This window comes from Methylopila sp. 73B, from assembly GCF_000526315.1.
Classification (GTDB): domain Bacteria; phylum Pseudomonadota; class Alphaproteobacteria; order Rhizobiales; family Methylopilaceae; genus Methylopila.
Window position 1 is genome coordinate 3,603,190 of sequence record NZ_JAFV01000001.1, and the last position, 13,522, is coordinate 3,616,711.

A 13,522-nucleotide genomic window follows, 5' to 3' on the forward strand; every position below is an offset into this window, starting at 1 on the left:
ACTCTTTCCGAAGACGCGACGACTGTCTTTGGCGAATATGGAAAAATCAGACGGGAAGTTTTGCCCTGACGCCTGCCGCGAGGCGGCAAGTCCCGTCCCGCCCCTGGAAAGCCTTCAAAACCCAAGGAACCTCAGTTCTCTAAGGGAAGCGGGGCGTTCCGCGTGGTGCGACCACCGCGCGGCTTTCGTCGGGGTGGCGACGCTGATAAGCGTGCATTAGACCAACGTTTAGCCGCAATTCTGAGGCGAAACGGCAGTAAATCGCATCATGTCTCAATATTCACTTATTAAGAGAATAGGTCTCGTCGCGTGGAGCGGTGCGATCATCTGCCTCACCGGCTGCGACGAGCCCGCCTCCGAGGCGCCGCCGCGCGACGTGGTGGCGGCGCTGACGCGCGAGCAGCCGCTGCACGAACGGCGCTGGATCGAGGTGAAGGACAAGGTGTCGCCGGCGCGCTGGCTCGCGAGCCGCGAGGCCAGGCGCGACGTGGCGCCCGACGCGCCGGAGGTCGCCGCCATCGGCGGGCTGATCGCGGAGGCCGACCACCGCTTCACCGAAGCGCCCCGGATGATCGCGAACCGCGCGGTGCAGGTGCAGGAGATGCTCGGCGAGCGCGGCGTGACGATCTCGCCGCGCGCCGTGATCGAGGACATGGTGGCGGTGGCGGAAGGGGCGGAGCAGGAGCGCGCCGGCTTCGGCGAGACCTGCCAGCACTACGTCACCTCCCGCCTCGGCGGCGCGAGCCGCGAGCAGGCGGTCGCGGCGCTGCGCCGCCAGCCGCTGCCGACGGCGCGGGAGGGCGACGGCGCGCCGTGAGCGAGCAGACCGTCCGTTTCGCCCGCCTCGCCGCCTTCGCGCGCCCGGCGCCGGCCGCGCGCTCGCTCCGTCTCCGGATCCTCGGCGTCGTCGCGGCGATCGACGTCGCCTGCTGCCTCGCCGCGGGCGTCGTCACGGTGATCAACGCGCGCGAGGCGACGCGGGTGGAGATCGCGGCCTCGCTCGAGATCGCCGAGCCCTTCGTGCGGGAGACGCTGATCCGGCTGCAGCGCGATCTCGGCCGGCTGCGTTCGATCGCGGACGTGCAGGTCGCCCTGCCCGGCGTCCGACACGTGCGCATCGTGGTCTACGACGAGGCCGGCCGCGAGGTCGCGACCCGTCCGGCCCAGAGCGCGCATGGCGAGGGCGAGGAGCCGCCGGCGTGGTTCGCGGCGCTGATCGCCCCGCCGCCGGAACGGCGCGTCGTGCCCGTGCTGATCGACGGCGAGCGCGAGGGCGAGGTCGTCATCCACGGCGAGGCGGCGGACGAGATCGCCGAGGTCTGGGAGGACCTGCTGTCGCTCGCCGCCCTGTTCGTCACGCTCAACGCGCTCGGCCTCGCGGTGTTCGCCGCCGCCCTCGCCCGCGTGCTCGCGCCGCTCGGCGCGCTGGCCCAGGGGCTGTCGGATCTTGAGCGGCGCAGGCTCGACCGCCCGCTGCCGACGCCGGCGAGCCGGGAGCTCGCGGCGCTGACCGAGCGCTTCAACCGGCTCGCCGAGGCGTTGGGCGCCGAACGCGCCACCAACGCGCGGCTGTCCTGGCGCATGATCACGCTGCAGGATGACGAGCGCCGGCGGATCGCCAAGGAGCTGCACGACGAGCTCGGCCCCGGCCTGTTCGGCCTGCGCGCCAACCTCGCCTCGCTCGAGCGCGCGGTCGCGCCGGGGGTGGCGGCGGGCGCCCTCAAGCCGGAGGCGGGCGAGCGGATCGCGACCGTGATCGAGCTGTCCGAGCGGCTTTCGGGGGCGAACGTGCGGCTGCTGCGGAGCCTGCGCCCGATCGCTCTCGGGGAGGCTCCGCTGGCCGACGTCGTCCGCGGGCTGATCGCCGATTTCGAGCGGCTGCACCCCGATCGCGCCTTCGCGCTCGACGCCGAAGGTCTGAAAGCCGGCTACGGCGAGGTGGTCGACCTCACCGTCTACCGCTGCGTCCAGGAGGGCGTGACCAACGCGCTGCGTCACGCCGCCTGCTCGCGGGTCGACGTGCGGCTGAGCGAGGGACCTGACGCCGACGGCGAGCCCGCTGTGCTGATCTCGGTCCGCGACGACGGTGCCGGCGTCGCCGACGGCGCGCGCGAAGGCTTCGGTCTGGTCGGCCTCGGCGAGCGCGTCCAGGCGCTCGGTGGCCGCTTCCGCCTGCACTCCCGGTTCGGCGGCGCGGCGCTCGAGGTCGCGCTGCCGCTCGTTCCCGTCGCTTCTCCCCGCCCGCAAGGATGCCCGTCATGAGTTCCGCCCTTGTCATCGACGATCATCCGATCGTGCTGGAGGGCTGCCGGCGCGTGCTGCTCGACGCGGGGTTCGGCGAGGTGCTGGAAGCCGGGACCGCGCTCGCCGGGTTTCAGCTCTACCGCCGCGCTAAGCCCGAACTCATCATCCTCGACCTCGCCATCCGGGGCGCCGGCCTCGCGGGCCTGTCGTTGATCAAGCGCCTCAGGGTCCACGACGACCACACGCCGATCCTGGTGTTCTCCATGCATGGCGATCCCGTGATCGCGAGCCGCGCGCTGAAGGCCGGCGCGACCGGCTTCCTCGCCAAGGACACCGGCCCGCGGACCTTCCTCGAGGCGATCGAGAAGGTCCGCCGTGGCCAGCCCTACATCGCCCACGACATGGCGGTGCAGGTCGCTCTTTTGGGATCGCGCGCGCGCGCGGAGCGCAGCGACCTCACGGCGCGCGAGCTTCAGACGCTGGCGTTGCTCGGCGAGGGCAAGTCCTACGCCCAGATCGCGGACGCGCTCGGCGTCAGCTACAAGACGGTCGCCAACACCTGCTCCAGCCTCAAGGAAAAGCTGAAGGTCACCACTCTGCAGGACCTCGTCCGCAAGGCGGTGCTGAGCGGGGCCGGGTTCGAGGCGCGCTGACGCCCCGCGTCTTGCGCCGCGCTGGGCGCGCGGACCAGAATGAGGCCGCAACAGCGGGAGCGGACCTCATGGCGACGCGCGGCTTCACGGGGCGGAGAACGCCGGACGATCATGCGGCGCGCACCCCGCCGGGGCAGGCGCTGACCACGGACTTTCCCGTGCTCTCGGCCGGGCCGACGCCGAAGATCGCGCTGGCGGACTGGTCGTTCACGCTGAAGGTCGGTCCGCGGCCGGTCGCCAGGTGGAGCTGGGAGGAGTTCTCCGCGCTTCCCCGGACGTCCTACGTCCGCGACATCCACTGCGTCACGACCTGGTCGAAGCTCGACACCGCCTGGGAGGGCGTGCTGGTCGACGACGTCCTCGCGGCCGCGGGCCTCGCGCCGCCGACCGGCTTCACCCTCGCCCACGGGTTCGATGACTACACCACCAACGTTCCGACCGCGGACCTCGTCGGCGGCAAGGCGATGATCGCGACCGCCTACGACGGCGCGCCGCTCACGCCGGACCACGGCGGCCCGGCGCGGCTGCTGGTGCCGCACCTCTATTTCTGGAAGTCGGCCAAGTGGTTGAGCGGGCTTCAGTTCACCGAGCGCGACGAGGCCGGCTTCTGGGAGCTCCGCGGCTACCACATGTACGGCGACCCGTGGCGTGAGCAGCGCTACGACGACGACGCGTGAGCCTCGCCGACGCGCCTCGGATCTCCGGCTGGCGCTCCGCCGTCATCGTCGAGGCCGCGCCGCTGACGCCGCGGGTGAAGCGCATCGTGCTGGGCCTCGATCCGCCGCTGCGGTTCCGCGCAGGCCAGCACGTCGATCTGCGCCTGACCGCGCCCGACGGCTACCAGGCCCGGCGCAGCTATTCCATCGCCTCCGCGCCGGAGACGCCGGACCGGCTCGAGCTCGCGATCGAGAAGCTCGACGACGGCGAGGTCTCGCCCTTCTTCCACGAGGTGGCGGAGGTCGGCGACGCGATCGATCTGCGCGGGCCGATCGGCGGCCATTTCGTCTGGTCGGTCGAGGACGGCGGACCGCTGCTGCTGCTCGGCGCGGGCTCCGGCGTCGCGCCGCTGATGTCCATGGTCCGCCACCGCGCCGCGCGCGACGACCGCACGCCCACGGCGCTGCTGCTCGGCGCCCGCACCGCTGCCGACGCGCCCTACCGCGAGGAGTTGCTCGCGCTGGCCGCCGCCGATCCCTCGCTTGGGATCCTTTTTCTCCTGTCGCGCGAAGCCGCCCACGGGCCGTTCGATCGCGCCGGGCGGGTGGGCGCGGCGTCCGTGCGGGCGGCGACCGCGGGATGGGCGGGGCCGGCCCGGCATGTGTTCGTCTGCGGCTCGAACGCGTTCGTGAACGCCGCGGCGGAGGCGACGCTCTCGGGAGGCGCGTCGTCGGCGTCCATCCGAACGGAGCGTTACGGCGGATGATCTCGACCGTTGCGGACGACCTCAGGACCTGACAGAAATCGGGGCGGGGCAGGGGGAAAACGGTTCCGAACAGTCCATGTCATTTGACATAGGGCCTTGGCGCTCACGGTGGCAGATTGTCGTCCTAACACGGGCGGCGAGCTTCGAGCCTTCGCGCCTCCGCGACATCCCGCAATCAGAAGGCGCGTCGAGCGCCCGGAAAGAGCAACGCGTGGCTCTCTTGCTTCGCAGGCGGCGATCCTGAACGCCGTCGACCCCAGCTCCGTCGATCTGTCGACCTGCTCAAGCGAACCGATCCACATTCCGGGATCGATTCAGCCGCATGGGATTCTGGTCGCCTGCGCGCTTCCGGCGTGGATCGTGAGCCATGTCTCGGCCAACACGCCGGCCGCGCTGGGGCGGAGCGGGACCGGAGAGCTGATCGGTCAGCCTCTGGCCGCCGTCCTCCCCGCGCAGCTGATCCATGACGCCCGCAACGCGCTTCAGGTCGCGATGATCTCCGGCACGCCCGAGCGGCTGCCGCCGCGCGAGACCGGCATAGCGGCGCTCGGCCGCTGCGACGTCGCCGTCCACGCGCACGACAACCTCGCCTTCATCGAGATCACCTCCAGCGACGACGCCGACACCGGCGCCGTCGATCCGAGCACGCTCGTGCGCGCGATGATCGGCAGCCTGAAGCGTTCGCCGAGCATTCCACGGTTTCTCGCCCTCGCCGCACAGCAGGTCCGCAGCGTGACGGGCTACGACCGGGTGATGGTCTACAAGTTCCTGGAGGACGGCTCCGGCGAGGTGGCGGCCGAGGCGCTGCGCGGCGATCTCTCGCCCTATCTCGGCCTGCGCTACCCCGAATCCGACATCCCCGCCCAGGCGCGCGCGCTCTACAAGCGCCAGTTCCTGCGGCTCATTCCCGACATCGACTATGTCCCGACCCCGCTCGTGCCGGCGCTCCGGCCGGACGGCCGGCCCGTGGACCTCGGCCTCACGACGTTGCGGAGCGTCTCGCCGGTCCACATCGAGTACCTGCGCAACATGGGCACGCTCGGCACCCTGACGGTGTCGATCATGCGCGGGGACGAGCTCTGGGGCCTGATCGCCTGCCACCACGACGCGCCGCGGCGCCTCAGCGGGTCGGTCTGCGCCGCGATCGAGCTGTTCGGGCAGGTGCTGTCGATCCAGCTCGAGGCCCGCGAGCAGGAGGAGACCCTCCGCTACATGGCCCGCTCGCGCGAGCAGCTCGACAAGCTGCTCGCGACCATGGCGCCGGAAGACACCATCTTCGACAACCTGGCGAAGTTCAGCGACCAGCTGCGCGCCATGATCCCCTGCGACGGCCTCGCGGTGTGGTCCGACGGCAAGCTCCAGACGGTCGGCGACGTGCCGCCGGAGGAGGGCCTCGTCGAGATCATCCGCTTCCTCGCGGCCCGCGGCGACGGCTCGGCCTTCGTGACCGACCATCTGGCCGACTTTCTGCCGAACGCCCACAAGCACGCCGAGACGGCCGCCGGCGTGCTCGCGATCCCGTTCTCCCGGCTGCCGGCCGATTTCGTGCTGCTGTTCCGGCGTGAGCTGGTGCGGACCGTGACCTGGGGCGGAAATCCGAACAAGCCGGTCGAGCCCAACGCCGCGGGCGGCCGCATCAGCCCGCGCAAGAGCTTCGAGGCCTGGAGCGAGCTGGTGCGCGGTCGCTCCGCGCCGTGGCTGCGGGGCGAACGGCAGATCGCGGACGCTCTGCGGATCTCGCTGCTGGAGGTGATCCTGCGGCGCGCCGACATGATCCACCGCGAGCGGGTGGCGGCGCAGGAGAAGCAGGCGTTCCTGATCGCCGAGCTGAACCACCGCGTGAAGAACATCCTGGCGGTGATCAGCTCGCTCGTGCGCCAGAGCCGGTCGAGCGCGACCTCGGTCGAGAGCTTCACGATCGACATCGAGCGACGGGTGCGCGCGCTCAGCTACGCGCACGACCAGCTCATCCAGTCCGGCTGGCGCTCCGCGCCGCTGCGGCAATTGCTGGAGGCCGAGGCGCTGGCCTGGACCTCCAACGTGCGCGAGCGGGTGATCCTGAGCGGCCCCGAGGTGAAGCTCGATGCGCGCGCGTACCAGGCGCTCGCGCTCGTTGTCCACGAGCTGATGACCAACGCGGCGAAGTACGGCGCGCTGAGCATGCCGGCGGGCCGCATCGCCATTGCATGGTCCATGCCGCCTTCGGGCGCGCTCGAGCTGAGCTGGACGGAGCGGGACGGGCCGCGGGTCGAGAAGCCCACGCGCCGCGGCTTCGGCTCCACGGTGATCGAGCAGACGATTCCGTTCGAGCTGAAGGGCGAGGCGCACCTCGCGCTCAACGCCGAGGGCCTGCGGGCCACCTTCCGGCTGCCGCCGGGCCACGCGACCGAGATCGGCTGGCGCGAGGAGGCCCCGCCGCCCGTGCGGGCGGCCGCAAACCTCCGGGGCAAGCGGCTCCTGCTGGTCGAAGACAGCATGATGATCGCGCTCGACGCGCAGACCACGCTGGAGGGCGCTGGCGCGACGGTCGAGGTCGCGGCGAGCGTGCTCGACGCGCGACGCTCGCTGTCGCTGATGGCCTTCGACGCGGCGATCCTCGACGTGAACCTGTTCGGCGAGACCAGCTTCGAGCTGGCCGACCACCTGAAGCAGCTCGGCATGCCGTTCATCTTCGCGACCGGCTACGGCGAAGGCGTCGTCATTCCCGACCGGTTCGCGGACGTGGCGATCATCCCGAAGCCCTATGAGGAGCGGTCGCTCCGCGAGACGCTTCCCGTCGCGTGAGCCGTGCGCGCTGCGAGGCGGAAGCCGACGCCGCGCACGGTCTCGATGGTGACGTCGGCGCCGAGCAGCTCGAGCTTGCGCCGGGCGTAGCCGACGTAGACGTCCACCGAGTTCGGGGTCATCCGCGCCGCAGCCCCCCAGGCTTTGCGCAGCACGTCCTCGCGCGCGACCGGCGTGCCCGCGGATCGGGCCAGCAGCACGAGCAGGTCCGCCTCGCGCTTGGTGACGCTGCGGCTGCGGCCCTCCGCACGCAACAGGAGAGCGCCGACGTCGAGCCGCGCGACGCAACCGGCCAGTAGCGGAATCGGGTCGCCGGCCGCCCGGCGGCGGCGGAGCGCCGCGAGCTTCGCGGCAAATTCGCGCGGCGCGAACGGCGGCGCCAGGCAATCGTCGGCGCCCGCCTCGTAGCAGGCCAGCCGGTCCTCGAGATCGTCGGCCGCGGCGGCGACGATGACGTAGAGCTTGGGGTGCCGCGCCCGCAGCATCGCCACCTCGTCGGCGACGGCCGGACCCGCCGTCGCCGCCGCGATCACCGCGACGTCGCGGCCGACGGCGACGTTCGGCGCGCCTTCCTCGGGCGCGTCCGGGACAAGTTCGAAGGTATAGCCTTCCGCCTCCGCCACATCCGACAGCCTATGCGCAAGATCTTCTGATTTTTTTATTATGATAAGTTTCATCTGCCTGCGGAAATGCATGTCTCGCGACACGATGCCTGTCCGCTTCGACGAGGTGAAGCGCTACCTATGCTGTAGCGCCAAGGCGATGCGGCTTTCGGCCTCGTGCGGGAGACCGCCCCCTGCGGCTGTGGATCGCGGGCGACGGCGGGCGGGATACGTCGTTCGCTCCACCCTTCGTTAACCCTGGCCTTCCTAACTGGAGGCACAGCGAAATCCGGCGCGCCAGCGCCCTTCAAGACGGGGTCAGCGACTCATGCGCTCTTCCGGCCGACCGCCCGCTTCCTTCGACGCCGACGGCCGTCGCCAGCCTGCGGACCCGCGCCGCGGCGCCGCGCCCGGCGAGGTCCGCACCAGCCGCACGCCCGACCGCGTCCTACGCGAACGGCGCGCCGCCCGCGACGAGACCTTGGACAGCTCCGTCTCGGTCGACCCGAGCCTGCTCGCCGGTCTCGAGCAGGCCCTGCAGACGCCGCGGATCGAGTTCATCGTCGAGGGGCTCGCGCCGGCGCCCTCCGCCGTGCCGAGCTGGCTGCGGCCGTTCGCGATCGGCCCGAACGCGCGCTTCACCCGCACGCCCGACAGCATCCTCCGCGGGCCGACGCAGAGCGCGAACGCGCCGTCCGACGCCGCCACGATCGATCCGGAAGCCGCGGCCGACGCGATCGCCGCCATGGCCTTCACCGACGTCGGCGCTCCGCCCGCGCGGCCGCTGCAGCCCGCGCGCCTGCGCCGCCTCGCCGAGGTGATCCGCCTCGACGACGACGCGCCCGAGACGCCGGGCGAGCAGGACAACGCGCGGCCTGCGGCCCCGGCGGACGACGCCGCGCCGGAGCCGGTCGCGGAGGCGCCCGCCGCCTTCATCACCGGTTCGCTCGGAAGCCCCTTCGGCTCCTTCGCGCCGGTCAGCTACTCCGCGTCCTTCGCCTGGGCGCCGGTGGCGCCCGCTGCGCCCGCGCCCGAACCGGCCGCAAGCGCGCCTGAGCCGGCTGCGATCCCGGCCGCGGCGGAGGCCGTCGCGCCGGCGGCCCGGGTCGCGACGCCCGCCCCCGCGACCCCCGCCCCTGCGGCGCCTGTCGCCGAGGCGCCCGTGCGCGCCAAGGCGCCCGTCCCGGCGCCGCAGCCAATGGTCGCTCCGATGGCGCCGATCGCCGCACCGCCCGCGCCGCGTCGCGCGGCCACGCCGTCGCCGGCCTCCGACGTCTACGAGCTGCCGCCGCTCGAGCTGTTGGCGGAAGCCGCCGCGAGCGAGCCCTGCTTCGAGCACTCCGAGGAGTTCCTGAACAAGAACTCGCTGAAGCTGCAGCAGACGCTGCAGGACTTCGGCGTGCGCGGCGAGATCATCGACGCCAACCCCGGGCCGGTGGTCACGCTCTACGAGTTCGAGCCGGCGCCCGGCGTGAAGTCGAGCCGCGTCATCGCGCTCGCCTCCGACATCGCCCGCTCCATGAGCGCTGTGTCCGCCCGCGTCGCGGTGGTCGAGGGCCGCAACGTCATCGGCATCGAGCTGCCGAACGCCAAGCGCGAGACCGTCTACCTGCGCGAGCTGCTGGAGACGCCGGACTTCGGCGAGACCAAGCAGAAGCTCGCCATGTGCCTGGGGAAGACCATCGGCGGCGAGCCCGTCATCGCCGACCTCGCCAAGATGCCCCACCTGCTCGTCGCCGGCACCACCGGCTCGGGCAAGTCGGTCGCCATCAACACGATGATCCTGAGCCTGCTCTACATGCATCCGCCGGAGAAGTGCCGGCTGATCATGGTGGACCCGAAAATGCTGGAGCTCTCGGTCTACGAGGGCATCCCGCACCTGCTGACGCCCGTCGTGACCGACCCGAAGAAGGCGGTGATCGCGCTGAAGTGGGCGGTTCGGGAGATGGAGGACCGCTACCGCAAGATGTCGAAGCTCGGCGTCCGCAACATCGACGGCTTCAACGCCCGCGCGGCGGAGGCGACGGCGAAGGGCGAGACGGTGGTGCGCACGGTGCAGACCGGCTTCGACCGCGAGACCGGCCAGCCGACCTACGAAGACGAGGTCATGGACCTCACGCAGCTGCCCTACATCGTCGTCATCGTCGACGAGATGGCCGACCTGATGATGGTGGCCGGCAAGGAGATCGAAGGCGCGATTCAGCGTCTCGCGCAAATGGCGCGCGCGGCCGGCATCCACATCGTGATGGCGACGCAGCGGCCCTCGGTCGACGTGATCACCGGCACGATCAAGGCGAACTTCCCGACCCGGATCTCGTTCCAGGTGACGTCGAAGATCGACAGCCGCACGATCCTCGGCGAGATGGGCGCGGAGCAGCTGCTCGGCCAGGGCGACATGCTGCACATGGCCGGCGGCGGCCGCATCCTGCGCGTCCACGGCCCCTTCGTCTCCGACGCCGAGGTCGAGAAGGTCGTCGACCATCTCAAGCTGCAGGGCCGGCCGGAATATCTCGACGCCGTCACCGCGGACGACGAGGAGGAGGCGGGCGCCGAGGACGGCGAGGGCGTCTCCGAGGACGTCGCGGTGTTCGACGCGGGCGAGTTCGGCGAAGAGGGCGGCGACGCCTACGAGCAGGCGGTGGCCGTCGTGCTGCGCGACCGCAAGGCCTCGACCAGCTACATCCAGCGCCGCCTGCAGATCGGCTACAACCGCGCCGCCTCGATCATGGAGCGGATGGAGAACGAGGGCATCGTCGGCCCGGCCAACCACGCCGGCAAGCGCGAGATCTTCCGGGGTCAGTGAGGAGCCGGCGCCGGCCCGCCACAGCCATAAGCCGCGCCGCCGCCATGTGGGACGCGGGGATCCCTCCCCTGGACAGGGGAGGGTGGACGGCCGCAGGCCGGCCGGGTGGGGTGGGCCTCGGGATGAAGCTCCCGGTCGTCGCGCCCCACGCCCAAGGCCCCACCCGACCTCGGCTATCGCCGAGGCCACCCTCCCCACGCCTCCGGCGCGAGGAGGGATCGCCTGCGCCTCATTCTGCGCCGCTGAAATTGAAGCGCGGGGATCCCTCCCCTGGGACAGGGGAGGGTGGACGGCCGGAGGCCGGCCGGGTGGGGTGGGGCTCAGAACCAAGCTCCACGCCGTCGCGCCCTATGCCAAGACCCCACCCGACCTCGGCTCGCGCCGAGGCCACCCTCCCCACGGCTGCGGCGCGGGGAGGGAGGCCCGCGGTCTATCCGGAAGCGTTTTGCGCCTCAGCTCCAGGCGTGCAGCGGCGGCTTGACGCCGTTCAGGGCGTAGTCGCCGAGGATCTTGTACTTCCAGCGCACCGGGTCATGCAGCGTGTGCGTGCGGGCGTTGCGCCAGTGGCGGTCGAGGTTGTGCTCGCCGAGCGTCGAGCGCGCGCCGGCGAGCTCGAACAGCTTCGAGGATGTCGCGAGCGCCGCCTCGGTGGTGAGCACCTTCGCCTCCGCCACCGCGATCTGCGCCTCGGCGACGGTCTCCGCCGTCGCGTCCGCCACCGCGCGGTCGACGGCGAGGCCGGCCTTCTCCAGCAGCGCCTCGGCCGCGTGCAGGCGCAGGCTGAGGTCGCCAATCTCATGGACCACGTAGGGGTCGTTGGACGCGCGGTCCAAGCCGCTGTCGACCCAGGGCCGCGAGCGCGTGCGCAGGAAGGCGATCGCGTCGGCGAGCGCGGCGCGAGCGATGCCGGCGTCGACCGCAGCCTGGATGATCTGGAAGACCGCGCCGTCCGCCGTGGGCCGGGCGTAGCCGAGATAACCGGGCACGAGGTGCGTCTTGGGCACCCGCACATGGTCGAGGATCACAGTGCCGCTCGCAGTCGTGCGCTGGCCGAAGCCGGACCAGTCGTCGATCACTGTGAGGCCAAGCGCGTCGCGCGCGGCGATGGCGTAGAACGCGCGGCCCTCGTCGTCGAGCGCGACGATCGGCACGAGATGGGCGAGCAGGGCGCCGGTCGCGTAGAACTTGCGGCCGGTCACCACCACGTGGTCGCCTTCGTCGGAGAAGCGTGTCTCGAACTCCGCCGCGCGCTTGGAGCCGAACTCCGAGAAGGCGTTGCCGAAGCGGGCGCCGCGCAGCACCTCGCCGAACAGCAGCTGCTTCTGCCGGTGGTCGGAGACGGTGCGGATCGCGGCGACCACGCCGAGGTGGTTCTGCGGGATCTGTCCGAGCGAGGGGTCGGCCGTCGAGATCCGCGCGATCACCTCGGCGAGGGTGACGTAGGAGACCTCCGGCCCGCCGTAGTCCTTCGGCACGTTGATCGACCACAAACCGCTCTGGGAGAACAGGTCGAGCTCCGCCACGGGAAGCCGCCGCGTCCGATCGCGCTCGGAGGCGCCCTTGGCGAACTCCTCGGCGAGATGGCCTGCAACGTCGAGCGCCTCCGCGTCGCTGCGGATGACGTGGGCCGGCCGGGTCGGGCGGGGCAGGGCGGCCGCGCCGGCGGGCTCGGAGAGCGCCTCGCCCACGGCGGCGAGGCGGACGGGGGTCTGGGCGTTCATAACGCGTCTCCTTTCAGGCGGCCGCGGACACAGGCTGGCGCCCGGGCGCGCGTTTCGCCTCGAGTTCGCGCACGAGTGGGATCACCTCGCGCCCGAAGAACTCCACCTCCTCCTGGAAGTGCAGGAAGCCGAGCAGCACCAGGTCCACGCCCGCGTCCTTGAGGTCGAGGATGCGCTCGGCGATCTGGCGCGGCGTGCCGATCAGGTTCGACTTGAAGCCGTCGTTGTACTGGACGAGGTCCTCGAAGGTGGACTTGGCCCAGTTGCCTTCGCCCTCGGGCGAGGCCTTGCCGGCGTTCTTCACCTCGTGGCCGAAGGCGTTGACGGCGTCGGGATTGGCCTTGGCGACGATCTCGTCGACCACCGCGCGGGCCTCGGCCTCGGTCGCGCGGGCGACCGCGAAGGCGTTGACGCCGATCTTCACCCGCCGGCCGAGCGCCGCGGCCTTGGCCTGCACGTCCTCGACCTGCCTCGCGACGTTCTCCGGCGTGTTTCCGTTGGTGAAGTACCAGTCCGACACCCGGGCCGCCATGTCGCGCGCGGCGCGGGACGAGCCGCCCTGGAAGATCTCCGGCTGCGGGTCGATCGGCTTCGGCTTCAGCGAGTAGTCGCGGTAGCGGTAGAAGTCGCCGGCGAAGGTGAAGCTGTCCTCGGTCCAGATGCCGCGCAAGGCGCGAATGAACTCCTCGGAGCGGCGGTACCGCTCGTCGTGGTCAAGCCAGGGCTCGCCGATCGCCCGGAACTCGCCGCTGAACCAGCCGGAGACGAGGTTGATCGCGATCCGGCCCCCGGTGAGGTTGTTGATGGTCGCGATCTGCTTGGCGGCCAGCGTCGGGTTCCACGGGCCCGGCAGCAGGGCGGCGATGATCTTGAGCTTCTCCGTCGCGGCCAGCAGCGCGTGGCTGAAGGCGACCGACTCGTGCTGGTTTTCCGCGCCGTAGCCCGCGGTGAAGCGGATCTGCGTCAGGCCGTACTCGAAGCCGGCGGCTTCCGCGATCAGCGCGAGCTTGCGGTTGTAGCCGATGTCCCAGCTCGTGCGCTGCTCGATGTCTGAAATCACCAGGCCGCCTGAGACGTTCGGGACCCAGTAGGCGAATTTCAACGGCTCGGCGTTGCGGTCGTCGGATGCGGACATGAGGGCTCCTTCACGGCGGGATCATCGTTACCTAAGTCAATCTACTATTTGAATAGAATTTAGGAGCCGAAGAATGTCAACCGGCGATCAGTGCGCGCTGCGGAAGCGCGATGGAAGCCGCCGTTCCAATCCGCGCGCCGGTCCCCGCAAAAGCCTG

10 protein-coding genes are annotated in these 13,522 nt (G+C 71.3%); 7 read left to right on the plus strand and 3 right to left on the minus strand.

From position 1 onward, the window contains the following. Positions 1 to 268 precede the first annotated feature (268 nt). From K244_RS0117250 to K244_RS0117275, 6 genes are all read left to right on the plus strand, one after another. Positions 269 to 817, plus strand: a complete 549-nt coding sequence (locus tag K244_RS0117250; protein ID WP_245259787.1) for a hypothetical protein — start codon at positions 269 to 271, stop codon at positions 815 to 817. Next, on the plus strand, positions 814 to 2,262 hold the full coding sequence (locus tag K244_RS0117255; RefSeq protein WP_020187540.1) for an ATP-binding protein: 1,449 nt from the start codon (positions 814 to 816) through the stop codon (positions 2,260 to 2,262). Before K244_RS0117250 ends, K244_RS0117255 begins: the two co-directional genes overlap by 4 nt. Continuing rightward, positions 2,259 to 2,897, plus strand: coding sequence for a response regulator transcription factor (locus tag K244_RS0117260; protein WP_020187541.1), 639 nt, complete (start codon positions 2,259 to 2,261; stop codon positions 2,895 to 2,897). Before K244_RS0117255 ends, K244_RS0117260 begins: the two co-directional genes overlap by 4 nt. A gap of 68 nt (positions 2,898 to 2,965) precedes the next feature. Beyond that, positions 2,966 to 3,574, plus strand: a complete 609-nt coding sequence (locus K244_RS0117265) for a sulfite oxidase-like oxidoreductase (RefSeq protein WP_020187542.1) — start codon at positions 2,966 to 2,968, stop codon at positions 3,572 to 3,574. Continuing rightward, the gene (locus K244_RS0117270) at positions 3,571 to 4,320 is read left to right on the plus strand and encodes an FAD-binding oxidoreductase (RefSeq protein WP_020187543.1); all 750 of its coding nucleotides are present in this window, start codon (positions 3,571 to 3,573) and stop codon (positions 4,318 to 4,320) included. The genes K244_RS0117265 and K244_RS0117270 overlap by 4 nt, the downstream gene beginning before the upstream one ends. 108 nt (positions 4,321 to 4,428) lie before the next feature. Continuing rightward, the gene (locus tag K244_RS0117275; RefSeq protein WP_197027182.1) at positions 4,429 to 7,104 is read left to right on the plus strand and encodes an HWE histidine kinase domain-containing protein; all 2,676 of its coding nucleotides are present in this window, start codon (positions 4,429 to 4,431) and stop codon (positions 7,102 to 7,104) included. Here K244_RS0117275 and K244_RS0117280 read toward each other — a convergent pair. Next, a complete protein-coding gene (locus tag K244_RS0117280; protein ID WP_020187545.1) occupies positions 7,062 to 7,727 on the minus strand; it encodes a response regulator transcription factor in 666 nt (221 codons plus the stop codon). The genes K244_RS0117275 and K244_RS0117280 overlap by 43 nt on opposite strands. Positions 7,728 to 8,034: 307 nt before the next feature. Between K244_RS0117280 and K244_RS0117285 the strand changes: the two genes are divergently transcribed. Continuing rightward, the gene (locus K244_RS0117285; protein WP_020187546.1) at positions 8,035 to 10,509 is read left to right on the plus strand and encodes a DNA translocase FtsK; all 2,475 of its coding nucleotides are present in this window, start codon (positions 8,035 to 8,037) and stop codon (positions 10,507 to 10,509) included. A gap of 452 nt (positions 10,510 to 10,961) precedes the next feature. Here the strand turns inward: K244_RS0117285 and K244_RS0117290 are convergent, their stop codons facing one another. Both K244_RS0117290 and sfnG read right to left on the minus strand, forming a co-directional pair. Beyond that, positions 10,962 to 12,230, minus strand: a complete 1,269-nt coding sequence (locus K244_RS0117290; RefSeq protein WP_020187547.1) for an SfnB family sulfur acquisition oxidoreductase — start codon at positions 12,228 to 12,230, stop codon at positions 10,962 to 10,964. A 13-nt stretch (positions 12,231 to 12,243) separates the two neighbouring features. Continuing rightward, on the minus strand, positions 12,244 to 13,365 hold the full coding sequence (gene sfnG / locus K244_RS0117295) for a dimethylsulfone monooxygenase SfnG (RefSeq protein ID WP_020187548.1): 1,122 nt from the start codon (positions 13,363 to 13,365) through the stop codon (positions 12,244 to 12,246). Positions 13,366 to 13,522 lie beyond the last annotated feature (157 nt).

What these genes read in the sequence shown, in the direction of transcription:
- K244_RS0117250 (WP_245259787.1), top strand. Translation starts at nt 269, where the DNA reads ATGTCTCAATATTCACTTATTAAGAGAATAGGTCTCGTCGCGTGGAGC.
- K244_RS0117260 (WP_020187541.1), top strand. Translation starts at nt 2,259, where the DNA reads ATGAGTTCCGCCCTTGTCATCGACGATCATCCGATCGTGCTGGAGGGC.
- K244_RS0117265 (WP_020187542.1), top strand. Translation starts at nt 2,966, where the DNA reads ATGGCGACGCGCGGCTTCACGGGGCGGAGAACGCCGGACGATCATGCG.
- K244_RS0117285 (WP_020187546.1), top strand. Translation starts at nt 8,035, where the DNA reads ATGCGCTCTTCCGGCCGACCGCCCGCTTCCTTCGACGCCGACGGCCGT.
- K244_RS0117290 (WP_020187547.1), bottom strand. Translation starts at nt 12,230, where the DNA reads ATGAACGCCCAGACCCCCGTCCGCCTCGCCGCCGTGGGCGAGGCGCTC.
- sfnG (WP_020187548.1), bottom strand. Translation starts at nt 13,365, where the DNA reads ATGTCCGCATCCGACGACCGCAACGCCGAGCCGTTGAAATTCGCCTAC.